Source organism: Streptomyces sp. NPDC051636 (assembly GCF_044453765.1).
In the GTDB taxonomy this organism is placed as follows: Bacteria; Actinomycetota; Actinomycetes; order Streptomycetales; family Streptomycetaceae; genus Streptomyces.
Genome location: NZ_JBITDA010000005.1, coordinates 14,913 through 38,223 on the forward strand (window position 1 = coordinate 14,913; position 23,311 = coordinate 38,223).

General features: G+C 70.4%; 19 protein-coding genes and 1 pseudogene. 11 read left to right on the top strand and 9 right to left on the bottom strand.

What is annotated here, in order from left to right:
- The first annotated feature begins 386 nt into the window (after positions 1 to 386).
- Both ACIBBH_RS11625 and metG read left to right on the top strand, forming a co-directional pair.
- Positions 387 to 1,979: a VWA domain-containing protein gene (locus tag ACIBBH_RS11625; RefSeq protein WP_399404059.1), complete on the top strand. Its 1,593-nt coding sequence runs from the start codon at positions 387 to 389 to the stop codon at positions 1,977 to 1,979.
- Between the two features lie 88 nt (positions 1,980 to 2,067).
- Positions 2,068 to 3,684 (top strand): methionine--tRNA ligase, encoded by a 1,617-nt coding sequence (gene metG, locus ACIBBH_RS11630; protein WP_399404060.1) that lies wholly within the window; start codon positions 2,068 to 2,070, stop codon positions 3,682 to 3,684.
- A gap of 125 nt (positions 3,685 to 3,809) precedes the next feature.
- Here the strand turns inward: metG and ACIBBH_RS11635 are convergent, their stop codons facing one another.
- Positions 3,810 to 4,034 carry a DUF397 domain-containing protein gene (locus tag ACIBBH_RS11635; protein WP_399404061.1) on the bottom strand — a complete coding sequence of 75 codons (225 nt, stop codon included), beginning with the start codon at positions 4,032 to 4,034 and terminating at the stop codon, positions 3,810 to 3,812.
- Positions 4,031 to 4,906 carry a helix-turn-helix domain-containing protein gene (locus tag ACIBBH_RS11640; RefSeq protein ID WP_399404062.1) on the bottom strand — a complete coding sequence of 292 codons (876 nt, stop codon included), beginning with the start codon at positions 4,904 to 4,906 and terminating at the stop codon, positions 4,031 to 4,033. Before ACIBBH_RS11640 ends, ACIBBH_RS11635 begins: the two co-directional genes overlap by 4 nt.
- 154 nt (positions 4,907 to 5,060) lie before the next feature.
- Between ACIBBH_RS11640 and ACIBBH_RS11645 the strand changes: the two genes are divergently transcribed.
- The 3 genes from ACIBBH_RS11645 to ACIBBH_RS11655 all read left to right on the top strand — a co-directional run bounded on the left by ACIBBH_RS11645 (position 5,061) and on the right by ACIBBH_RS11655 (position 9,660).
- Positions 5,061 to 5,618: an ATP-binding protein gene (locus ACIBBH_RS11645; RefSeq protein ID WP_399404063.1), complete on the top strand. Its 558-nt coding sequence runs from the start codon at positions 5,061 to 5,063 to the stop codon at positions 5,616 to 5,618.
- Positions 5,619 to 5,758: 140 nt separating this feature from the next.
- Positions 5,759 to 6,454, top strand: coding sequence for a nucleotidyl transferase AbiEii/AbiGii toxin family protein (locus tag ACIBBH_RS11650; RefSeq protein ID WP_399404064.1), 696 nt, complete (start codon positions 5,759 to 5,761; stop codon positions 6,452 to 6,454).
- 89 nt (positions 6,455 to 6,543) lie between these two features.
- A complete protein-coding gene (locus ACIBBH_RS11655) occupies positions 6,544 to 9,660 on the top strand; it encodes an FG-GAP-like repeat-containing protein (RefSeq protein ID WP_399404065.1) in 3,117 nt (1,038 codons plus the stop codon).
- A 72-nt stretch (positions 9,661 to 9,732) separates the two neighbouring features.
- On the opposite strand, the gene aspS is transcribed toward ACIBBH_RS11655, so the two are convergent.
- The 3 genes and pseudogenes from aspS to ACIBBH_RS11670 all read right to left on the bottom strand — a co-directional run.
- The gene (gene aspS / locus ACIBBH_RS11660; protein ID WP_399404066.1) at positions 9,733 to 11,496 is read right to left on the bottom strand and encodes an aspartate--tRNA ligase; all 1,764 of its coding nucleotides are present in this window, start codon (positions 11,494 to 11,496) and stop codon (positions 9,733 to 9,735) included.
- Between the two features lie 324 nt (positions 11,497 to 11,820).
- Positions 11,821 to 12,867 (bottom strand): AI-2E family transporter, encoded by a 1,047-nt coding sequence (locus tag ACIBBH_RS11665; protein WP_399404067.1) that lies wholly within the window; start codon positions 12,865 to 12,867, stop codon positions 11,821 to 11,823.
- Positions 12,868 to 13,256: 389 nt separating this feature from the next.
- Positions 13,257 to 13,556, bottom strand: a pseudogene (locus tag ACIBBH_RS11670) (AfsA-related hotdog domain-containing protein); the annotation flags it as partial.
- A gap of 151 nt (positions 13,557 to 13,707) precedes the next feature.
- Here ACIBBH_RS11670 and ACIBBH_RS11675 point away from each other — a divergent pair.
- Positions 13,708 to 13,911 (top strand): hypothetical protein, encoded by a 204-nt coding sequence (locus ACIBBH_RS11675; protein WP_399404068.1) that lies wholly within the window; start codon positions 13,708 to 13,710, stop codon positions 13,909 to 13,911.
- A gap of 182 nt (positions 13,912 to 14,093) precedes the next feature.
- On the opposite strand, the gene ACIBBH_RS11680 is transcribed toward ACIBBH_RS11675, so the two are convergent.
- Positions 14,094 to 15,065, bottom strand: a complete 972-nt coding sequence (locus ACIBBH_RS11680) for a pirin family protein (RefSeq protein ID WP_399404069.1) — start codon at positions 15,063 to 15,065, stop codon at positions 14,094 to 14,096.
- Positions 15,066 to 15,208: 143 nt separating this feature from the next.
- A complete protein-coding gene (locus ACIBBH_RS11685; protein ID WP_399404070.1) occupies positions 15,209 to 15,676 on the bottom strand; it encodes an SseB family protein in 468 nt (155 codons plus the stop codon).
- Between the two features lie 212 nt (positions 15,677 to 15,888).
- Between ACIBBH_RS11685 and ACIBBH_RS11690 the strand changes: the two genes are divergently transcribed.
- The 3 genes from ACIBBH_RS11690 (at position 15,889) to ACIBBH_RS11700 (ending at position 19,491) form a co-directional block, all read left to right on the top strand.
- Positions 15,889 to 17,715, top strand: coding sequence for an acyl-CoA dehydrogenase (locus tag ACIBBH_RS11690; RefSeq protein ID WP_399404071.1), 1,827 nt, complete (start codon positions 15,889 to 15,891; stop codon positions 17,713 to 17,715).
- 85 nt (positions 17,716 to 17,800) lie between these two features.
- Positions 17,801 to 19,123 (top strand): M18 family aminopeptidase, encoded by a 1,323-nt coding sequence (locus tag ACIBBH_RS11695; RefSeq protein ID WP_399404072.1) that lies wholly within the window; start codon positions 17,801 to 17,803, stop codon positions 19,121 to 19,123.
- Positions 19,124 to 19,224: 101 nt separating this feature from the next.
- Positions 19,225 to 19,491: a DUF6458 family protein gene (locus ACIBBH_RS11700; RefSeq protein ID WP_399404073.1), complete on the top strand. Its 267-nt coding sequence runs from the start codon at positions 19,225 to 19,227 to the stop codon at positions 19,489 to 19,491.
- Here the strand turns inward: ACIBBH_RS11700 and ACIBBH_RS11705 are convergent.
- Both ACIBBH_RS11705 and ACIBBH_RS11710 read right to left on the bottom strand, forming a co-directional pair.
- Positions 19,479 to 21,317: an NHL domain-containing thioredoxin family protein gene (locus ACIBBH_RS11705; RefSeq protein ID WP_399404074.1), complete on the bottom strand. Its 1,839-nt coding sequence runs from the start codon at positions 21,315 to 21,317 to the stop codon at positions 19,479 to 19,481. The two genes, ACIBBH_RS11700 and ACIBBH_RS11705, sit on opposite strands and share 13 nt — an antisense overlap.
- 40 nt (positions 21,318 to 21,357) lie before the next feature.
- Positions 21,358 to 21,750 carry a cupin domain-containing protein gene (locus ACIBBH_RS11710; protein ID WP_399404075.1) on the bottom strand — a complete coding sequence of 131 codons (393 nt, stop codon included), beginning with the start codon at positions 21,748 to 21,750 and terminating at the stop codon, positions 21,358 to 21,360.
- Positions 21,751 to 21,803: 53 nt separating this feature from the next.
- Between ACIBBH_RS11710 and ACIBBH_RS11715 the strand changes: the two genes are divergently transcribed.
- Together ACIBBH_RS11715 and ACIBBH_RS11720 are read left to right on the top strand one after the other, a co-directional pair.
- Positions 21,804 to 22,808: a helix-turn-helix domain-containing protein gene (locus tag ACIBBH_RS11715; RefSeq protein WP_399404076.1), complete on the top strand. Its 1,005-nt coding sequence runs from the start codon at positions 21,804 to 21,806 to the stop codon at positions 22,806 to 22,808.
- On the top strand, positions 22,805 to 23,299 hold the full coding sequence (locus ACIBBH_RS11720) for an LURP-one-related/scramblase family protein (RefSeq protein WP_399404077.1): 495 nt from the start codon (positions 22,805 to 22,807) through the stop codon (positions 23,297 to 23,299). The genes ACIBBH_RS11715 and ACIBBH_RS11720 overlap by 4 nt, the downstream gene beginning before the upstream one ends.
- Positions 23,300 to 23,311: the final 12 nt, after the last annotated feature.

The window sequence follows — 23,311 nt, forward strand, 5'->3', positions numbered from 1 at the left end:
GTGCCCTGTCCGGAGTCATCGGCGACACCGCCGACGCCTACCCCATGCGGTCAACATCGCGGTCCCCGTCGACCCGACCACGGCGGCCCGCGTCCGCGTCCGCCACGGCGCGGCTCCGCCGCCCCCGGCCGGGATCGCCCAAGTCACACTGCGGCTGAAGGAGTTGTCGGACGGCGTCCGCCATGCCGGGTCCCTGATCGCGGTCCGCACCGGCCTCACGGGACCGTCCGGCAGCGTCCTCGACCCCTGCGCCAGGAGGTGGCGGCGGCCCGGTCCATCACCTCACCGCACTGACCCTCCCCAAGATCGCCATCCGGGGCCGCTAACCTTACGTGTCCGTCCTGGCCAGGGATTGACGGGCATCAACTCAGCGAAGGGTTGCGCACATGGGCATTCTCACTCTCCTGCGGAACGCGTTCGGCCGGTCACGCAAGGGGCGTACCGCCGAAGCAGAGGGTGCGGACCACACGCCCGCGCCCGAGTCGACGCTCCCGTCCCCGTCCCCGGAACCCCAGCCCACGGCCACGCCCACGGCCCAGGTCCCGGAACCCCGCCCGTCCTCCCCGGAGGAGCAGGACCGGGAACACGACTTGGTCTCAGCAGCCTTCGACAACGTGGCGGTGCCCCGCCCGGCGCAGCCTGCGGACGGGGAGCGGGGGGCCGAAGCGGAGGCGGAGCCCTCGACCGAGCCTGAGCCGGTGGCCGAGGTGCAGATCGAGCTGAAGCCGGTGGCCGAGGCCGGGGTGAAGCCGGTGGCCGAGGTCCGGGTGGAGGCCGAGGTCCAGGTGGAGGCCGAGTCCGTGGCCGAGGGCGCGGGCGAGGTGAAGCCCGTGGCCGAGGCCGAGGCCGCTCCTGAGCCCGAGCCGGTGGCCGAGGCCGAGGCCGCGACGGAGCCGGAGCCGAGCGCCGAACCGGAACCCCAGCCGCTGGCCGCCCAGGCGGCGGAGCCCGAGCCGGTGGCCGAGGCGGAGCCGACCTCACAGGCCGACGCCGCTGCGGAGCCGGAGGCCGAGCCCGTATCGGAGCCGACGGCGGAGACCGCCCCCGAGCCCGAGCCGGCCGCCGAGGCGAAGCCCGCGCCGCCCGCCGAGCCCGGGGCCGCGACGGAGCCCGCGCCGGCCGCCGAGGCCGAGCCGGAGCCGCAGCCGATCGCCGCCCAGGCGGCGGACGAGCCGGCAGCCGCCGACGGCGAGGACGCCCCACAGGGACCACCCGCACCCGACAACGAAAGCCGCACGGGTGGTGCGGGCAGGAACCAGAAGGCCGAAGGCGAAGCCGAGGCCGGAGCCGAGGCCCCGCAGGGACCCGGCAAGCCCGCCACCCCCCTCACCCGCGTGAAGACCCACGCCCCCGGCCTCACCACGGCCTACAAGGCCGCGGCAACCGCCCTCAGGAAGACCGACCTCACCGGCACCCGAGCGAAGCTCTACCTCGTGCTGGACCGCTCCGCGAGCATGCGCCCGTACTACAAGGACGGCTCCGCGCAGGCGCTCGCCGAACAGACCCTCGCCCTCGCCGCCCACCTCGACCCCGAGGCCACGGTCCACGTCGTCTTCTTCTCCACGGAAGTGGACGGCACCACCGACCTCACCCTCACCGATCACGAGAACAAGATCGACGAGGTTCACGCCACCCTCGGCCGCATGGGCCGTACGAGCTACCACGCCGCCGTGGAAGCCGTACTCGCCCACCACGAGAGGACGAGGACGGCCGAGGACGCCCCCGCCCTGGTGATCTTCCAGACGGACGGCGCCCCGGACGCGAAGACCCCCGCCACCCAGTCCCTCACCGCCGCCGCGAAGAACCGCCCCTCCGTCTTCTTCTCCTTCGTCGCGTTCGGCGAGCACGACAACAAGGCCTTCGACTACCTCCGCAAACTGAAGACCGACAACACGTCCTTCTTCCACGCGGGCCCGACTCCCCGCGAGCTCACGGACACCGAGCTCTACGAGGGCGTACTGGCGGACTGGCGCCCGTAGGAGGCGCCGGGGGTGGACGGGGGCATACCCGTCCACCCCGCGAAACGCATGTGAGTCGATCTTCACGGGCCCAGTAGGATTTCGACTTATGGCGGCCACTGGATCCGAGAAGCAGGGTGGAAAGGCGTACTACGTCTCCACCCCCATTTATTACGTCAACGACGCTCCTCACCTGGGCCACGCCTATACGACCGTCGCAGGCGACGTGCTCACCCGCTGGCACCGTCAGCGCGGCGAGAAGGTGTGGTACCTCACCGGCACGGACGAGCACGGTCAGAAGATCATGCGCACGGCCGAGGCGAACGGGGTCACCCCGCAGGCCTGGGCCGACAAGCTCGTCACCGAGGCCTGGAAGCCCCTGTGGGAGCACCTGGAGATCGCGAACGACGACTTCATCCGCACCACGCAGAAGCGGCACACCGACCGCGTCCAGGAGTTCGTGCAGGACCTGTACGACAAGGGCGAGATCTACAAGGGCGGCTACGAGGGCCCGTACTGCGTCGGCTGCGAGGAGTACAAGCTCCCGGGCGAGCTGCTCGACGGCGAGGGCGAGTACGCGGGCCAGAAGCTCTGCCCCATCCACAAGAAGCCCGTGGAGATCCTCAGCGAGGAGAACTACTTCTTCAAGCTGAGCGAGTACGGCGAGAAGCTCCTCGCCCACTACGAGGCCAACCCGGACTTCATCCAGCCCGAGTCCGCGCGCAACGAGGTCGTGAACTTCGTCCGCCAGGGCCTGCAGGACCTCTCCATCTCCCGCTCGACGTTCGCCTGGGGAATCCCGATCCCCTGGGACGAGAAGCACGTGATCTACGTGTGGGTCGACGCCCTGCTGAACTACGCCACGGCGGTCGGCTACAACGAGAACCAGGAGAAGTTCGAGGAAACCTTCCCGGCCGACGTCCACCTGGTCGGCAAGGACATCCTCCGCTTCCACGCGGTGATCTGGCCGGCCATGCTGATGGCCCAGGGCCTCCCGCTGCCCGGCAAGATCGCCGCCAACGGCTGGCTGATGGTCGGCGGCGAGAAGATGTCGAAGTCCAACCTGACCGGCATCAAGCCGCAGGACCTGACCTCGCACTTCGGCGTGGACGCCTACCGCTGGTACTTCCTGCGCGCGATCGCCTTCGGCCAGGACGGCTCGTTCTCCTGGGAGGACTTCTCCGCCCGGTACACGAGCGAGCTCGCGAACGACTACGGCAACCTCGCCTCCCGCGTGGCGGCCATGGTCGGCAAGTACTTCGGCGGCGCGCTCCCCGAGGCCACGGCCGTCGGCGAGGCGGAGAAAGCGGTCCACGACGGCCTCGCCAAGGCCGTCGCGGAGGCCGACCGGAAGATCGGCGACGAGCTGGACTTCCAGGGCGGCATCCTGGCCGTCTTCGACTTCGTCAAGCAGGTCAACGGCTACCTCACCGAGCAGGAGCCGTGGAAGGTCGCCAAGGACGACTCGCCCGAGGGCAAGGCCCGCCTGGCGACGATCCTCTACACGGCGGCGGAAGCCCTCCGCGCGGTAGCCGTGCTCCTCAACCCGGTCATGCCGGAGACCTCCCAGAAGCTGTGGGACTCCCTCGGCGCGGAGGCCTCCCTCGGCGCCCTGGCCGACCAGCGGGTCCAGGAGGCCGGCGAGTGGGGCAAGCTGCCGGCGGGCTCCACGGTCACCAAGGGCGCGGTGCTCTTCCCGCGCCTGGAGGAGAAGCCGAGCGCGTAGGGCACGTCCCCTTGCACGCAGAGGCCCGGAAACGACTTGTTTCCGGGCCTCGTCACCGTGGGGCCCGAGCGGTCCGGGCAGATCCGTCCAAGCGGGGTGTCACCGCCCACTCCGCACCTGGACTCTCACGACTTCCGGGAAGGGGATCCTGCCGCGTACGTCACGAAGTCCGCCCAGGCGCCGGGCGTGAGCATCAGCCGGGGGCCCTCAACGTTCTTGGAGTCGCGGACATGCACGGTGCCGGGGGTGACGGCAAGCTCGACGCAGGAGTTGCCGTCGTTTCCGCCGCTGTAGCTGCTCTTGAACCACGCCAGCTCGGAGGCGTCCCCGGCAGTGGTCTCGCGGATCATGTTTCTCCCAGCAGTTGCTCGATGAAGGCCAGCGACTCCCCTGGCGAGAGCGCCTGAGCCCGGATGGTGCCATACCGGAGCTCAAGAATGCGCAGGTGTTTGAGTTCGGAGATCGGCCGACCGTTGAACGCGCCATCCGAGCGCCCCACGGCCGTACCGTCCGGAAACTTCAGCAACTCGATCCGACCGTCCAGGCCAGAGTGGGTGTCGCAGTTCATCGGCATCACCTGAAGCACGACGTTGTGCAACCGCCCCACCCCCAGCAGACGTTCAAGCTGCTGACGCCACACCATTGTGCCCCCGATGGGGCGCCGCAGGACCCCCTCTTCCAGGACGAAGCTGAGCGCTGGCGCGGGCGAACGTTCGAAGACCGACTGCCGGGCCAGACGAGCGGCCACCATGCGTTCCACATCGTCCGGAGAGTACGGCGGCTGCGCTGCCCCGATCACAGACCGTGCGTGCTCCGACGTCTGCAACAGCCCAGGAATGATGTGGCACTCGTACAGAGCGATCTCGACCGCCTTGGCCTCCAACTTGCCCAGCTCCCGAACCTTCTTCGGATACCGGACCTTCTTCACGTCCTCCCAAGCCGCCGCGATGAGTCCGCCCGCGTCCAGCACCTCGTCGGCCCTGTCCAGGTACTCCTGCCGGGGAATCCGCTTCCCGCCCTCGACCTTGTAGACGAGGTCCTCCCCGTACCCGACCGCCACCGCGAAGTCGGCGGCCCGCATCGCCACCGCCTCCCGCCGCAGCCTCAACTGCCGTCCCACCGTGGCGAGGACGGCCACACCCCACTCGTCGTCCGGATCCACCTCCCACCCCGGCTCATCAGCCTCGCTCTTGAGCCGCCGCACCTCTCCATCGACCGACATACCGCACCCCTCCGTCGTACCGCCGTGCCGCAACGCCCCTACCCGCAGGTCCCTTTCCGACAGCCCGGACAACAGCCGACAAGCCCCGGACAGTCACCGTACGTATCAGCGCTGTCACTGTTCACGGTAAGCACGCACCGCCACGCTCAGTGATGTGAACCAGGAAAAGTCCACCCAACTCCTCTCACCCGCCGACCACTTCAGCGTCCTGCTGTCCCCCACGCCACGAGGTGCCCGCCTCGCCCGGCTTCTCGCCACGGACTGGATGCGCACCCGGGATCTGCCCCACCGCGTCACCGAGGCCGCCGAACACCTCGTCGCCGAACTCGCCGCGAACGCCGCGACCCACGGCCGCCTCCCGGGACGCGACTTCCGCCTCGCGCTCCTGGCCCGCAGCGCGATCCTCCGCATCGAGGTCACGGACACCCGAGGTGACGACCTCCCGCGCCGCCGTCCACCCACCCCCGACGCCGAGTCCGGACGCGGCCTCCTCCTCGTCGATGCCCTTGCCGACCGCTGGGGCGTGAAGCTCGGACCGGTCCCCCGCAAGACCGTATGGGCGGAACTCGACCTACAGTGCGCGCGACCAGCGGAAACAGCACACGCACCGGAACCCGACCGGGTGTGCTCCGGTGCCGTCGGCGGTCTCCCCCAAGGACCACGAGAGGGAAAGAAACCGCACCAAGCCCCACCCCTACCGCCCTCGGCATGACCGGCTCGGCAGGGCCCGTACCGTCGAGCGCCCGGGAGACCTCTTCGCCCAGGATCCGGGAGCCGAGGCGGCATCGGCCTGAGTGAACCGGGGCGGGGCATCCGTACACCCCGGTCCCGTTCTGGCAGAGTACGGGTGTCGTGAACCTTTCCGAATCCCACCGGCGGCTCCTCACGGATGTCGTGTCCGTCGGTAGCCCGTACGTCCTCGTCCTCGCCGGCGGGTACGCCCTCCAGGCGCACGGTCTGCTGCAGCGTCCGCACGCCAACGTCGACTTCGCCACCGAGAGTTCCGAGGCGATGGAGCGGATCGCGGAGGCCGTCGGCTCGGCGCTGGAGGCGCGGGGGCGGCAGGTGCGGGCGGGGGTCGGTACCGCGCTCACCGCGCAGTTGACGGTCACGGACCCCCCGACCGGTGAGCCGTGCGCCCTCGCGCTGCACAAGGAGGCGTTCTGGCAGCCGCCGCAGCTCACCGATTACGGCCCCGCCCTGTCCCTGGAGGACGCGGTCGGTACGAAGATCCGCGCCCTGTACGACCGGGGAGCGGCCGTCGACCTGATCGATGCGCGGGCCGCCGCGGACCGCTTCTCCCTCCCCCGCCTTGAGGAACTGGGCCGCCGGCACGCCCACGACCCCTTCGACCTCCCCACCCTGCAGTCCCGGCTCACCGGCACGGACTTCTACGCCGACCAGGAGTTCCTGCGGTATGGGCTCGACGAACCGCAGATCAGCGCGCTGCGCGCCTGGGCACAGCACTGGTCCGACGACATCGCCGAACGGTTGCTGGAGGACGGCGCCTCCCCGGACGAGGAGCCCGATCCCGGCGCCGACGAGTGAGGTCCACCCGCTTCATCAAGGCGGGTAAAAGGACTGGTAAAGTCCGCTGACTTGGCGAGGGCGGGGGCCCTCGCGGGGAGGGAATTCCAGTGGGCATACACGCCCCGAGACGGCGCGGCCTGGCCGCGGCCGTCTCCTCGTTCGCGGTCGCCGTGGCGGCCGTATCCGTCGTCGTCCTGCCGGAGAGCGGCGCCTCGGCCGACCCTGCGGCCGGCACCACCGAGATCACGCTGACCGATCCCGCCTCCACGCGGCCGCGCACCGACCGGCCGCTCGTCGCCGGCGCGAGCGGCTTCCTGCACCGGCAGAGCGGGGTCTCCGGGCTGCTGTGGACGGACTACTCCGACGGCACCACCGTGGTCGTGGGCACCGCGGCCGGCACCTACACGCCCGCCGGCTCGTGCGAGAGCCTGGGCTCCACGACCTGCCCGGAAGCCTGGTACGGCTCCGACGGCGACCTGGTCGCGCTGCCGTCGGCCGAGTCCGTGGCCCTCTGGGACCCGGCGACGCGGACGGCCTCGTCCTTCACCTCCGACCAGGCGTACCGGGGGCTGGCCGGGCAGACCGTGATCACCGAGCGCGCGCTGCACGACCGCGTGGACGGTGAATGGCGCTCCCGTGCCATTACACCGTCCTGGCTGCAGGTCAACTCGGGCGCGATCAAGGCCGCCGACGCGCACGGCGCGCTGTTCCAGGTGGGCACGGACCTGTACTACCTCGACCTCGACACGGCCGTCGCCACCAAGGCGTTCAGCGCCGTGGGCGCCCGCCCGGTCACCGTGCAGAGCGACGACCGGACCGGCTGGTACGAGTCCGGCTCCGGCGACCTGCACCTGAAGCCGCGCACGGACCCGGGCGGCACCGAGCAGGTGATCGACCTGCCGTCGCCCGGCGGCGTCCTGGAGGGTGCCCCGGTCCTCGTCGGCGACTGGCTGCTGCTGCCGCTGTCCGGCGGCATCGGCAGCGGGACCGGCACCTATCTGAACGCCGTGTCCCTCGTGGACGGCTCGTCGCACACCCTGCTGGCCAAGGCCGGCGCGTTCACGGTCCGCGCCTCCGGCCACGGCGCCCTCGTCACCGGCGGCACCGACGCCACCGACTGGTGGGTGCAGCGGGTCAGCCAGGGGGCGGACGGCTCGCTGAGCGTGGAGAAGGTGGCGCAGGTCCCGGCCCTGGAGAACGCCAAGACGGGCCTCGCGCTCAGCCGGGGCAGCCTGCGCGTCGCCGAGGACAACCCGAGCAGCACCTCGGACACCACCTCGATCCGCACCCTCACCACGAACGGCGGCACCGAGCTGACCGCGTCCGAGGCGACGACCGGTGACACGGTCAGCGCCGTGTGCCCGTACCCGGGCGCCGGCTGCTCGGCGCTCTGGGGCAACAGCGGCGCCCATCCCGAGGACGTCTACCTCGGCACCTACGCCGATGTCAACGAGGGCGGCAGCGGGCTGGAGCACGCGGACCGGCTGGTCTCGATGAGGGACGGGAGCTCCGACCGCCACCTGGAGTACCAGACCGAGGGCGGCTCGATCGTCGACGTCTCCGACGACTACGCGGTGTACAACTCGGGTGGTTCCTCCCCGATGCAGTACGTCGGCGACTTCAGGCAGGGCGAGAAGCTGAAGCGGTCGGTGCGGGCTGCCGCGCTGAACGGCTCGACCCTGTGGAGCGCCACCACCACCGCCGGCAAGCTCACCTCGTACGACCTCGTCCAGGACCGCACCCTGGCCACCGTCACCGTCCCGGGCCTCGGGTGTGTGCCGGACGAGCTGCAGGCGGCGGGCCGCTGGGTGTACTGGGCGTGCGGCGACGGCTCGGCCGGCGTGTACGACACCAAGGCGGCTACGTCCCGCCCGGTGACCGGCGGTGACGTGCTGCTCGGCGACGGCTTCACCGTCCGCCACGACCACGGCGCCGACACCCTGGTGCTGACCGAAGCGGCCACCGGCGCCACCCGGGTGATCGCCTCCTCCGTGTCCGACACCGGCCTCGCCATGGACCGCCGCTTCAAGTGGACCGTGGACGAGTACACGGGCCTGGTCGCCTGGACCGACCTGTACGAGCGGACGCACATCGCCACCACCGGCGTCACCCCGTCGGCGGTGACGTCCTTCGAGACGCAGGCCGAAAGCTATGTGGAGCCGGGCTCGACGGCCCACTGGACCCACGTGCTGCTGTCCCGCCCGGTCAGCTCCTGGTCCCTGACCTTCACCTCGGTGCAGAGCGGCGCCACCGGCAAGGCCACCCGGACCTTCACCGGCGGCGCGGCCCCGGTCCGGGTGTCGGTGGACTGGAACGGCAAGACGGCGGACGGCACCCCGTTCCCGAACGGCCTGTACACCTGGACGCTGAAGGCGACCGGTCTCGGCACGACCACCCCGGTCACCGTGGCCTCCGGTGACGGCTTCCTGGGCCGTGGTTCGGCCGTGCGCCACGACTTCGGCAGCGTGGACGGCCCGGACGGCCGGGGCGACCTGCTCACCCTGAATTCCTCCGGCGGCCTGACCTACCAGTTCGGCACCGGCACCGGGAAGTTCAGCAACAAGATCACCGGTACCGGGTGGGCCACCAGCGTCAAGGCGGTCCCGTTCGGCGACCTGAACGGCGACCGCTGCAACGACGTCCTCGTCCGGCTGAGCAGCGGGGCCCTGCGCCTGTACAAGCCGGGCTGCGGCAAGGCCGTCACCCCGTCGACGTCGTACACCACCCTCGCGAGCAGCGGCTGGACCCAGTACGACGTGCTGACCTCCCCCGGTGACCTCACCGGCGACGGCCGCCCGGACCTGGTCACCCGCGCCGCCTCCACCGGCACCGTCTACCTCCACAAGGGCACCAGCGACGGCAAGCTGTCGTCGCGCGTGAAGCTGTACGACAACTGGAAGGGCTACAAGAAGATCGTGGGCGCCGGAGACCTCAACGGCGACGGCATCGGCGATCTCCTCGCCCAGGACGGCGCCAACACCCTCTACCGCTACAACGGCAGGGGCGACGGCACGTTCGCGGCCCGCGTGCAGGTCTTCTCCGGCTGGGGTGCCTCGTACAACGCGGTCGTCGGCGTCGGCGACATCACCGACGACGGCAAGGCCGACCTGGTCTCCCGCGACAGCAGCGGCAACGTCTACCGCAACAGCGGCGACGGCAAGGGCTCCTTCAGCGCCCGCACGCAGATCGCCACGGGCTGGGGCGGCTACAAGACCCTGTCCTGAGCCTCGGGCGAAACGGCAAGCAGAAGGGCTCGGAACCGGCATCGGTTCCGAGCCCTTTCCGTCGCCCGCGGCTTACTTCGGCTGCGGCTTCCGGACGGACAGGTGCAGCTCCTTGAGGCGGGACTCGTCCAGCTCGGTCGGGGCGCCCATCATCAGGTCCTGGGCGTTGCCGTTGAGCGGGAAGGCGATCGTCTCGCGGATGTTCGGCTCGTCCGCGAGGAGCATGACGATGCGGTCCACGCCGGGCGCGATGCCGCCGTGCGGCGGGGCGCCGAAGCGGAAGGCGCGCAGCATGCCGGCGAACTTCTCCTCCACGGTCTCGCGGTCGTAGCCCGCGATCTCGAAGGCCTTCAGCATGATCTCCGGCTCGTGGTTCCGGATCGCGCCGGAGGACAGCTCGACGCCGTTGCACACGATGTCGTACTGCCAGCCCAGGATGTCCAGCGGGTCCTGGGTCCGCAGGGCCTCCAGACCGCCCTGCGGCATCGAGAAGGGGTTGTGCGAGAAGTCGATCGCGCCGGTCTCCTCGTCCTTCTCGTACATCGGGAAGTCGACGATCCAGCAGAAGCGGAAGACGCCCTCCTCGAAGTGCCCGGCCCGCTTGGCGGCTTCCACCCGCACCGCGCCCATGATCTTCGAGACCTCGTCGAACTCGCCCGCGCCGAAGAACACCGCGTGGCCGGGGGCCAGGGAGAGGCGCTTGGTCAGCTCGGCGACGTTCTCCTCCGTGAGGAACTTCGCGATCGGGCCGGTCAGCGAGCCGTCCTCGGCCACGCGCACCCAGGCCAGTCCCTTGGCGCCCTGCTCGACCGCGTACTCACCGAGCTGGTCGAAGAACTTGCGGGGCTGCGCGGAGACGTCCGGCACCGGCAGCGCGCACACGTGCTGGCCGGCGAACGCCTTGAACTCCGAGCCCTCGAAGACATCGGTGATGTCCACCAGCTCCAGCTTGGCGCGCAGGTCCGGCTTGTCGGAGCCGTACTTCAGCATCGCCTCGCGGAACGGGATCCGCGGGAAGGGGGAGGTGACGTGACGGCCGCCGCCGAACTCCTCGAAGAGTTCCGTCATCAGCTTCTCGATCGGCTGGAAGACGTCCTCCTGCTCGACGAAGGACATCTCCACGTCGAGCTGGTAGAACTCGCCCGGCGAGCGGTCGGCGCGGGCGTCCTCGTCGCGGAAGCAGGGCGCGATCTGGAAGTAGCGGTCGAAGCCGGAGATCATCAGCAGCTGCTTGAACTGCTGCGGAGCCTGCGGCAGCGCGTAGAACTTGCCCGGGTGCACACGGGAGGGGACCACGTAGTCACGGGCGCCCTCGGGAGAGGTGGCGGACAGGATCGGCGTCGCCATCTCGTTGAAGCCCATCGCCGCCATCTTGTGCCGGATCGCGGAGATCACGGCCGTACGCAGCATGATGTTGCGGTGCATGCGCTCGCGGCGCAGGTCCAGGAAGCGGTACTCCAGGCGTCGCTCCTCGTTGACCCCGTCCTCGGTGTTGATCGTGAAGGGCAGCGGGGCGGCCGCACCGAGCAGCTCGACCTCGGCGACCTCGACCTCGATCTCGCCGGTGGGCAGGTCGGGGTTCACGTTCTCGGTTCCACGTGAAACAACCTGGCCGTCGACGCGGACCGTGGACTCCTTGGAGATCTTGTCCAGGGCCTCGTACGCGGGCGTACCGGGACGGGCCACCAGCTGCGTGATGCCGTAGTGGTCGCGCAGATCGATGAAGAGGATGCCGCCCAGGTCGCGCCGATTGTGCAGCCAGCCACTCAGCCGGACGTCGGTGCCGACGTCAGAGGCGCGGAGCTGGCCGCAGGTGTGGGACCTGTACCGATGCATCGTCGTTCATCGTCCTTCGTGGTGGGGTTTTCTCCTGCCGGCTCTGCGGACCGGCGGGAACGGGCACGGGGCCCGGACCCATCAAGGGTACCGGGCACCCCAAGATCGGCTCTCCACCATTACCGCCCGCCCGCCCACGGTGGCAGGTATCGATCAGATCTTCCTGAAGTGGGGCAATGAGCACTGGAGAGCCCCTGGCGTCGGTCGCCGAGGACCGGAACGAGATCACCGGGGTGGTGCCCCTGGCGGTCGACGAGGGCACCACCGCGATCACGGCCTTCCGCACAAGCGCCGGCACGGGGAACCGAGCATCTGGTTCGAGCTCTACGAGTCCGACGGCTCGGGCGCCCCGTAGCGCGTGCGGAGTTCGTGTGCGACACCGAAGGCGGCCGCGGTCAGCGGGACCGCGAGCAGCATGCCGAGGATGCCCGCGACGGAGGCTCCGGCGGTGATCGCCAGCATCACCACCGCGGGGTGCATCTGCACGGTCCGGCTCTGGATGACCGGCTGGAGCACGTGCCCTTCCAGCACCTGCACCGCAAGGACGACCCCCAGCGCCCACAGCGCGATGACGAAGCCGCGGTCGGCGAGCGCGACCAGCACGGCCACCGCGCCGGAGATGAAGGCGCCGAGGTAGGGGATGTACGCGCTGACGAAGACGAGGGCGCCGAGGCCGATCGCGCCGGGTACGCGGAGGACCAGCAGGCCGACGGTGATGCAGAGGGCGTCGATGAGGGCGATGACGGTCGTCCCGCGCATGAACCCCTCCACCGCCTGGAAGGCGCGGCGCGCGATGGCCTCCAAAGTGCCGGCGGTGCCGACGGGTGCGAGGGCCTTGAGGGTCTCCAGGGCGCGGTGGGAGTCGCGCAGGAAGAAGAAGACGAGCAGCAGGGCGAGGACGGCCTCGGCGAGGGTCTCGCCGACCACGCTGACCCCGCTGATGACGTTGGAGGCCGCGGTTGCGCCGAACCTGCTGAGCAGCTTGCGGGAGTTGGCGGCCAGGTCGTCGAGTCCGGTCCCGGCGGCTCCGAAGTGCTGGGAAAGGGACTTGGCGGCGGTGCGGAGCGAGTCGAGGATCTGGTCGCCGGTGTCGATGAGAGCGGCGACCACGATGTACACGGCGCCGCCGACGACGGCCACGACGGCGACACAGGTCAGTCCCGCCGCGACGGAGCGCTGCACCCCGGCGCCGACCAGCCGTCGGTACAGCGGCCTGAGCAACGCCGTGCCGAGCAGGGCGAGCAGGACCGGGACGACGGCGGTGCGGAACTCCGCGCAGAGGCGGACGCCGACCCAGCCGACGCCGGCGATGAGCAGCAGGACGGCGCACCAGGCGGCGAGGCGGCGAGCGGGGTCGGGCAGCAGGTGCACGCGTCCAGCGGATCATGTGCCGGGGCCGGCTGTCCTGCCGCGAGCCCCCGGCCGGGTGAGGCCCGCAACGCCTGCCGGTCCAGTACCCGGTGGACCGAGAGGCGGGCGGCGGGTGTCAGCCCAGTGCCTGCTCCGCGCCGAGCAGCAGCTCCTGCGCCAGAAACGCCCTCACCTCGTCCGGCGCGGCCCCCGTACGCTCCGCGATCGTGGACTGCAGCTCGGACCAGCACCGCCGCACCCGCTCCGTCAGCCGGGGATCCCCGGACGACAGGACGGCCGGCCGCGGCGGGCGCCTCGGCCAGGACCGCCTCGTCCGGTTCGGCGAAGCGGCTGAAGGCCGCCTCGAAGCCGGTGGCATGGGTGGCCTGGGGCCGGCCGGCGGCCAGGGGCGCGAGCTGGCGGGCCGCCTCGACCAGCGTCATGGCCGGCAGGTGGTCGTAGGCGTGGTCGAACAGCGCGCGGTTGTCGGAGCGGGGCGTGACCTCGGCACGGACGGCCTCCCCGGTGTGCTCGGCCCGGGAGACGACGACGTTCAGCGGGTTGGCTCGGCCGACCAGGACGGGCTCGACCTGCCAGGTGTCGTCGGGGCCGGCCCGGTGGCCGAAGTCCGAGGTGAGCGGGGCCGGGGTGCCGCGCTGGGCGTGCCGGAGCACCTCGTTCTCGTGCTTGTCGAGGAAGAGCAAGTCCATCTCGTGCTCCGCGACCTCCCGGTCGCCGACGAAGTAGCGCTGGACCACCCTGCCGTTGCGGACCCGCCCACGCTCCCATGCGTTCGTCCCAGATCATTCCTGTCGGTAACGGCGGCATGGTCGTCACCTTCACGAAGTACGGGGTAACCCCATGACAGACGAACCCGAGAGCCTGGACTACCTGTGGGACGGAACCGAGGACGGATGGGTCGTCATCACATCTGCCCTCGGGCTCGGCACCATCTACAACACCGAGACACGCATGGCTCTCCTCCTTGAGGATGAGACCGAATACGAGCACGCCATCCAGGCGATGCGCGAACACGGCCGTCCCTTCCTGGACTCCATCCCGTAGCGGAAGTGGTAGCCCGCTGACCAATCGGAGGCGGGCTACCACGTGGCCGCCGGGTACCGGGAGAGCAAACGGGAGGGACACCACGGTCCGCACACAGTCCGCAAGACACCCGGTCAAGACCGTCGCACCCCATCGCCACCAATCGGTAAAAAGCCAGTCCGCATCGATAACTTCAGCGAGCCCTACAGCCTGCCCTCAGACATCCCGTGCACGGCCGGGATGGTGCCCAGCCGACCTCTCTGGAAGTCCTCGAATGCCTGCTGAAGCTCTTCCCTGGTGTTCATGACGAACGGGCCGTAGTGGGCCATCGGCTCACGGATCGGCTGTCCGCCCAGGAGAACGATCTCCAGGTCCGGGGTGTGGGAGTCCTGCTTGTCGTCCGCGCGGACGGTCAGCGAGGAGCCGCTGCCGAAGACGGCGGTCTGGCCCAGCTGGACCGGGCGGCGCTCGGTGCCGACGAAGCCGTGGCCCGCGAGGACGTAGGCCAGGCCGTTGAAGTCCTCCCGCCAGGGCAGGGTGATCTCCGCGCCCGGCGCCAGCGTCGCGTGGATCATGGTGATCGGCGTGTGCGTGATGCCGGGACCGGCGTGGCCGTCCAGTTCACCGGCGATGACGCGGAGCAGGGCGCCGCCGTCGGGGGAGGTGAGCAGCTGGACGTTGCCGCCGCGGATGTCCTGGTAGCGCGGGGCCATCATCTTGTCCTCGGCGGGCAGGTTCACCCACAGCTGCAGGCCGTGGAAGAGGCCGCCGGACATGACGAGGGACTCCGGCGGGGCCTCGATGTGGAGGAGACCCGAGCCTGCCGTCATCCACTGGGTGTCGCCGTTGGTGATGGTTCCGCCACCGCCGTTGGAGTCCTGGTGGTCGAAGATCCCGTCGATGATGTAGGTGACGGTCTCGAAGCCGCGGTGCGGATGCCAGGGGGTGCCCTTGGGCTCGCCCGGCGCGTAGTCCACCTCGCCCATCTGGTCCATCATGATGAACGGGTCGAGGTAGCGGTAGTTGATCCCGGCGAACGCCCGGCGCACCGGGAAGCCCTCGCCCTCGAAACCGCTCGGCGCCGTCGTGACGGCGAGCACGGGACGTGCCACGGCGCCGGCGGGCACGGTCACACGGGGCAGCGTCAGCGGGTTCTCGACGGTCACTGCAGGCATGTCGGTACCTCCTTGGTAGGCCCATTTTAGTTGAGCGTTGAACTTCCTGTCACCGAGAACAGAGAAAGCCCGGAGGGAATTCCCTCCGGGCCCACCCGGCGACCGGTCTGCGCCGCCGGCCGCGCGGGACCAGCGGCGAGGCATCAGCCGTACATGCGGCGCATCGCGAACTCGACCATCTGTTCGACCGCCTTCGCGTCGAAGACCATGCGGTGCTCGCCCTCCATGTCCAGGACGAAGCCGTAGCCGGTCGGCAGCAGGTCGATCACCTCGGCGCCCGTGATGACGAAGTACTTCGACTCCTTGCCCGCGTACCGGCGCAGCTCCTTGAGGGAGGTGAACATCGGGATCACCGGCTGCTGGGTGTTGTGCAGGGCGAGGAAGCCGGGGTTGTCGCCGCGCGGGCAGTACACCTTGGAGGTGGCGAACACCTGCTGGAAGTCCTCGGCGGACATCTGGCCGGTGGTGAAGGCGCGCACCGCGTCCGCGAGCGAGGGCGGGGACGGCTCCGGGTAGAGCGGCGGCTGCTGGCCGTACCCGCCGAGGCCGCCGGGCTGCTGCGGCGGGGCGTACTGCTGCTGAGCGCCCGCATTCTGGTCGTAGCCGTACATGCGCGTAAGCGTACCGAGACAGCCCGCTCGGCATCAGGGCCGTCAGGCCCTCTTGAGCCGTTCCCCGGCGCGGGTATGTAGAGCCTTCTCACACTTGGACGGGTAGGGGTTGCTTCTTATTACCGACGGGTAGCATCATCGGGGTTACTTGTTGGTACGTGAACCAGATGCGAGGAGTCAGTGCCTCGCCGAGTCCTAACGGAGCCGTCACCATGGGGCACTACAAGTCGAACCTCCGCGACATCGAGTTCAACCTCTTCGAAGTACTCGGCCGCGACAAGCTCTACGGCACCGGCCCGTTCGAGGAGATGGACACGGACACCGCCAGGAGCGTCCTCGAGGAGCTGACCCGCCTCGCCGAGAACGAGCTGGCCGAGTCCTTCGCGGACGCCGACCGCAACCCGCCGGTCTTCGACCCCGAGACGAACACCGCGCCGGTCCCGGAGTCCTTCAAGAAGAGCTTCAAGGCCTTCATGGACTCGGAGTACTGGCGCCTCGGCCTGCCCGAGGAGATCGGCGGCACGACGGCTCCCCCGTCCCTGATCTGGGCGTACGCGGAGCTGATCCTCGGCGCCAACCCGGCCGTGTGGATGTACTCCTCCGGCCCGGCGTTCGCCGGGATCCTCTTCGACGAGGGCAACGAGGTCCAGAAGAAGATCGCGCAGATCGCCGTCGAGAAGCAGTGGGGCTCCACCATGGTGCTCACCGAGCCGGACGCCGGCTCGGACGTGGGCGCCGGCCGCACCAAGGCGATCCAGCAGGAGGACGGCTCCTGGCACATCGAGGGCGTGAAGCGGTTCATCACCTCCGGTGAGCACGACATGACGGAGAACATCTTCCACTACGTGCTGGCGCGTCCCGAGGGTGCCGGTCCCGGCACCAAGGGCCTGTCCCTCTTCCTCGTGCCCAAGTACCTCTTCGACTTCGAGACCGGCGAGCTGGGCGAGCGCAACGGCGTCTACGCCACCAACGTCGAGCACAAGATGGGCCTGAAGGCCTCCAACACCTGCGAGATGACCTTCGGCGACCGCCACCCGGCCAAGGGCTGGCTGATCGGCGACAAGCACGACGGCATCCGCCAGATGTTCCGCATCATCGAGTTCGCGCGGATGATGGTCGGCACGAAGGCGATCTCCACCCTGTCGACCGGTTACCTCAACGCCCTCGAGTACGCCAAGGAGCGCGTCCAGGGTCCCGACCTGGCGAACTTCATGGACAAGACCGCGCCCAAGGTCACCATCACCCACCACCCGGACGTGCGCCGCTCCCTGATCACGCAGAAGGCGTACGCCGAGGGCATGCGCGCCCTCGTCCTCTACACCGCCTCGATCCAGGACGCGATAGCCGTCAAGGAGGCGGCCGGCGAGGACGCCTCCACCGAGCACGCCCTCAACGACCTGCTCCTGCCGATCGTCAAGGGCTACGGCTCCGAGAAGGGCTACGAGCAGCTCGCCCAGTCGCTGCAGACCTTCGGCGGCTCCGGCTTCCTGCAGGAGTACCCGATCGAGCAGTACATCCGCGACGCCAAGATCGACACCCTGTACGAGGGCACCACCGCGATCCAGGGCCAGGACTTCTTCTTCCGGAAGATCGTCCGTAACCAGGGCGCGGCGCTCAACTCCCTCGCCGAGGACATCAAGAAGTTCCTGGCGCTCGGCACCGGCGGCGAGGAGCTGGCCGGCGCCCGCGAGCACCTCGCCAAGGCCGCCGTCGAACTGGAGGCCATCGTCGGCCTGATGCTCACCGACCTCGCGGCCACCGAGCAGGACGTCAAGAACATCTACAAGGTCGGGCTCAACACCACCCGCCTGCTGATGGCCTCCGGTGACGTCGTCGTCGGCTACCTGCTGCTCAAGGGAGCCGCGATCGCCGCCGAGAAGCTGGAGACGGCCTCCGCGAAGGACAAGGCGTTCTACACCGGCAAGATCGCGGCGGCGAAGTTCTTCGCGGCCAACGTCCTGCCCGGCGTCACCCTGGCCCGCAAGGTGGCCGAGGGTGTCGAGCTGGACCTGATGGAGCTGGACGAGGCCGCGTTCTGACCCGGCCGTACCGCCCCTGACCACTCGCGCGAGGGGCCGCTCCCGGCAGGGGGAGCGGGCCCTCGTGCGTCGTTAAAGTGAAGGCATGAGCGCAGCAGCCCGCTTCGACCGCGGCCACACCGACGACCTGATGTCCTTCCTCGCGGCGAGCCCGTCGCCGTACCACGCCGTGGCGAACGCCGCCGAACGGCTGGAGAAGGCCGGCTTCAGGCAGGTCGCCGAGACGGATGCCTGGGACGCGGAGACATCAGCGGCTTCCGCCACGGCGAGCGGCGGCAGGTACGTGCTGCGCGGCGGCGCGATCGTGGCCTGGTACGTCCCCGAGGGCTCGGCCGCCCACACGCCGTTCCGGATCGTCGGCGCGCACACCGACTCGCCCAACCTGCGCGTCAAGCCGCAGCCGGACAGCGGGGCGCACGGCTGGCGCCAGGTCGCCGTCGAGATCTACGGCGGGCCGCTGCTGAACTCCTGGCTCGACCGCGACCTGGGGCTGGCCGGACGGCTGACCCTGCGGGACGGCTCGACCCGCCTGGTGAACATCGACCGGCCGCTGCTGCGGGTGCCCCAACTGGCCATCCACCTCGACCGGTCGGTGTCCTCCGAGGGGCTCAAGCTGGACAAACAGCGGCATCTGCAGCCGGTGTGGGGCCTGGGCGACGACGTGCGCGACGGCGACCTCATCGCCTTCCTGGAGGAGGAGTGCGGGCTGCCGGCGGGCGAGGTGGCCGGCTGGGACCTGATGACGCACTCGGTGGAGCCGCCTGCCTACCTCGGCCGTGACCGGGAGCTGGTCGCGGGCCCGCGGATGGACAACCTGCTGTCCGTGCACGCGGGCGTGGCGGCCCTGACGGCCGTCGCCGCCTCCGGCGAACCGCTGCCCGCCATCCCGGTGCTGGCCGCCTTCGACCACGAGGAGAACGGCTCCCAGTCGGACACCGGCGCGGACGGGCCGCTGCTCGGCACGGTGCTGGAGCGCTCGGTGTTCGCGCGCGGCGGCGGTTACGAGGACCGGGCCCGCGCCTTCGCCGCCACCGTCTGCCTGTCCTCCGACACCGGGCACGCCGTCCACCCCAACTACGCGGAGCGGCACGACCCGACGCACCACCCGCGCGTCAACGGCGGCCCGATCCTCAAGGTCAACGTCAACAACCGCTATGCGACGGACGGTTCGGGCCGCGCCGTGTGGGCCGCCGCCTGCGAGAAGGCGGGCGTCCCCTTCCAGTCCTTCGTCTCCCACAACTCCATGCCCTGCGGCACCACGATCGGCCCGATCACCGCCGCCCGCCACGGCATCCGCACCGTCGACATCGGCGTGGCGATCCTGTCGATGCACAGCGCCCGGGAACTGTGCGGCGCGGACGACCCGTATCTGCTGGCGAACGCGCTGGTGGCGTTCCTGGAGAGCTAGTACCCCGGGTGGCGGAACGTCCCTGCACTGCATGGGGGTTGACAACGGGGGTACCCGCAGTGTCGGACCGGAACGGCCGGTCCGGACAGGAGGCGACACTCATGGGCCTCGGCGGGTGCATCATCCTCATCGCCGTGGGAGCCATCCTCACGTTCGCGACCGACTGGCACATGAACGGGATCAACGTTCATCTGGTCGGGTTCATCCTGATGATCGTCGGGCTGATCGGCGTCGCGACGTTCAGCAGCATCGCGCGGCGCAGGCGGGTCGTGGTGCCGCCCCCGACGACCACGGTCGTCGAGGAGGAGCGGCACCACCACCACGGAAGCGGATACGGCGACGGCTACAGCGACGGTTACGGCGTCTGACCCTCGGCCGGCTCGTCCAGCCCTGCCAGCACCAGCGGCAGCCGGTCCGCCCCGCCCTCGGTGAGGCGGACCGGGACGCCCCAGTCCTGCTGGTGGACGTGGCAGGCGGGGTATTCGTTGGACGGGTCGTCATCACACGACGCCGCCATCGCGGAGACGTGCAGCACGCCTTCCGGAACAGCGGGGCTTAGCTCGAGGGTGCGGGACAGGTCCGTGTCCGCGCCCTCTCCCTTCAGCAGCAGCTCGGGCGGGGTCGAGGAGACCAGCAGGCGGGTCGAGGGGCCGTAGCGGGTGTCCAGTTTCTGGCCCGCCGGGGCCTGGAAGATGACGTCCAGCCGGAGTTCGCCGGGGGCGACTTCGGTGGCCGCGCGCTGCGTGCGGTGGGCGACGGACTCCACCCGTACCGCCTCCTCCGGCAGCCGCAGCCGGGTCAGGCGGTGCCGGGCCGACTCCACGACCACGATGTCGTCGCCGACGAGCACGGCGTCGCTGGGCTCGCGCAGGTCGGTGGCGAGGGTGGTCACCTCACCGGTCGCCGGGTCGTAGCGGCGCAGGGCGTGGTTGTAGGTGTCGGAGACGGCCACCGAACCGTCGGGCAGGGCCGTCACGCCCAACGGGTGCTGGAGCAGGGCCTGCTCGGCGGCGCCGTCGCGGTGGCCGAAGTCGAACAGGCCGGTGCCGACGGCGGTGTGGACGTGACCGTCGAGGTCGACCCAGCGCAGCGCTGACGTCTCGGAGTCGGCGAGCCACAGCCGGTCGGGGGTCGCCGCGAGCCCGGACGGCTGCGCGAACCAGGCCTGTTCGCCCGGCCCGTCCACCAGGCCCTCGTTGGTCGTACCGGCCGTGACGGCGACGGTGCCCTCGGCCGGGTCGTACGCCCACAGCTGGTGCACGCCCGCCATGGCGATCCACACCTTGCCGCCGAAGACCGCCACGTCCCAGGGGGAGGAGAGGTCGACCTCGCGGGCCGGGCCCGAGGTCGGGGACCCCTGCCACCACTGGCGGCCGGTGCCCGCGAGGGTGGTCACCTCACCGGTGGCGAGGTCGAGTCGGCGCAGGGCGTGGTTGACGGTGTCTGCGACCACCACCGCCCCGTCGTCGAGCAGCGCGAGCCCCTGCGGCTCGTTGAAGGAAGCCGTCTCCCCCGTGCCGTCGGCGAAACCGCGCGCACCGGAGCCGACGCGCCGTACGAGGGTCTCCCCGTCCTCCTCCAGCTCCACCAGCTGGTGCCGGGTGGTGTCGCTGACCAGGAAGTTCCCGCTGGGCAGCAGGAGCGCCTTGCCGGGAAAGCGCAGGGCGGTCGGCTCCGGCTCCGGCGCCACGTACGGGCCGTCACCCCGCCGCAGCGTCCCCTTCGCCTCGTGCTCCGCCTCCAGATCGGTCACCAGCCGCTCGATGGCGTGCACATGCCCCTCACCGGCGTGCTGCGCGACGACGTACCCCTCCGGGTCGATCACGACGAGCGTCGGCCAGGCGCGCACGGCGTACTGCTTCCAGGTGGCGAGCTCCGGATCGTCCAGCACCGGATGCTCGACGCCGTACCGCTCCACGGCGTCCACGACCGCCCGGTGATCGGCCTCGTGCGCGAACTTCGGGGAGTGCACCCCGATGACGACGACCGTGTCCCGGTGCTTCTCCTCCAGCTCGCGGAGTTCGTCGAGGACGTGCAGGCAGTTCACGCAGCAGAATGTCCAGAAATCGACAATTACGATACGTCCTCGCAGCTCGGCGAGGCCGAGCCGCTTGTCATCTGTGTTGATCCAGCCGCCCTTGCCGGTCAGCTCGGGGGCGCGGACGCGAACGCGCCGGGGTGCGGAGTCGGTCATGTGTCCAAGGGTGCCATCCGGACAGGCGGGCCCCGTCCTCTCAGGTGAGCGGGTGTCCGGTCGTCGCGTCCACGTGGTCCGGGACATCGTCGTGGCGGTCGCCGACCGTGGACGTGCCCGTGGGTTCGAAGACCAGGATCGAGGCCCCGGACGGGGACAGGGGCTTGTGCTCGGTGCCTCGCGGGACCGTGAAGACCGACCCCTTGGCCAGGACGACCGTGCGCTCACCGGCCGGCTCGCGCAGGGCGATGTGCAGCTCGCCTTCCAGGACCAGGAAGAACTCGTCGGTGTGGTCGTGCGCGTGCCAGAGGTGCTCGCCCTCGACCTTCGCGACGCGTACGTCGTAGTCGTTGACGGCGGTGACGATGCGGGGGCTCCACAGCTCGTCGAAGGAGTCGAGGGCGGTGGCCAGGGAGACGGGTTCGCTGCTCATGTCCGTCATCCTCGGCGATGGCCCGGCACCCGAACGAGTGCTAGAAATCGCACATGCCGCAAGGATCCGCGCAGCCCGCACCGCCGCACCGCGTCGCCGTCATCGTCGACGAGGGCACGAACCCGTTCGAAGTCGGTGTCGCGACCGAGATGTTCGGACTGCCGCGCCCCGAACTCGGCCTGCCGGGACCGTTGTACGAGGTGACACTGTGCACGCCCGTACCCGGCGTCCGGATGAACCACGGCTTCTTCACCATGACCGGCGTACCCGGCCTGGAGGCGGTGGACGCGGCGGACACGCTCGTCGTACCCGGCCGCCCGGACAACGTGGTGCCGCGCGGCGTCGACGTCGTCGACGCCATCCGGCGCACCCACGCGCGCGGGGCCCGCGTCATCAGTTTCTGCACCGGCAGCTTCGCGCTCGCCGAGGCCGGGCTGCTGGACGGCCGCCGGGCCACGACGCACTGGCACTGGGCGGACTCCTTCCGGGAGCTGCACCCGAAGGTGCTGCTGGAGCCGGACGTGCTGTTCGTGGACGAGGGGGACGTGCTGACCGCCGCCGGCAGCGCCGCCGCGCTCGATCTCGGGCTGTACGTCTGGCGCCGGGACCACGGCGCCGAGATCGCCAACTCGGTGTCCAGGAGGCTGGTGTTCGCCGCGCACCGGGACGGCGGGCAGCGGCAGTTCGTTCAGCGGCCGGTGCCCGAGGTGCCGGACGAGTCGCTGGGGCCGTTGCTGGCGTGGGCGCAGGAGCGGCTGGGCGAGCCGCTGACCGTGGCCGAGCTGGCCGCCCGGGCGGCCGTCTCCCCCGCCACGCTCCACCGGCGCTTCCGTGCCCAGCTGGGGACCACACCGCTGGCCTGGCTGACCGGGGAACGCGTGGCCCTCGCCTGCCGGCTGATCGAGCGGGGCGAGGCGCGGCTGGACGTCGTGGCGGCGCGCAGCGGCCTGGGCACCGCGGCCAACCTGCGGGCGCGGTTGCGCCGGGAGACCGGGCTCAGCCCGTCGGCCTACCGGCGGCGTTTCGGGCCGGGCGCCGGGGAAGCGGTCCCGGTATGAGATTCCTCGTACGCGACCGGCTCCTCGGTATCGGTGACGACTACTGGATCGAGGACGAGCACGGCGACAGGGTGTTCCTCGTCGACGGCAAGGCCATGCGGCTGCGGGACACCTTCGAACTGAAGGACACGCAGGGGCGGGTCCTCGTCGACATCCACCAGAAGATGCTCACCCTGCGGAACACCATGGTGATCGAGCGGGGCGGGGAACCGCTGGCGCGGATCAAGCGCAAGCGGCTGTCCCTCCTGCGCAACCACTACCGGGTGTCCCTGGTGGACGACACGGAGCTGGACGTCAGCGGCAGGATCCTCGACCGCGAGTTCGCCGTCGAGTACGACGGGGAGCTGCTCGCGGTGATCTCCCGGCGCCGGCTGCACGTCCGGGAGACGTACGGCGTGGACGTCGTACGGGACGACGCCGACCCGGCACTGCTGATCGCGGTGGCGGTGTGCGTGATCCATCTGGCGGAGCAGGAACGGGAGGACGAGTAGGGCCGTCCGTCC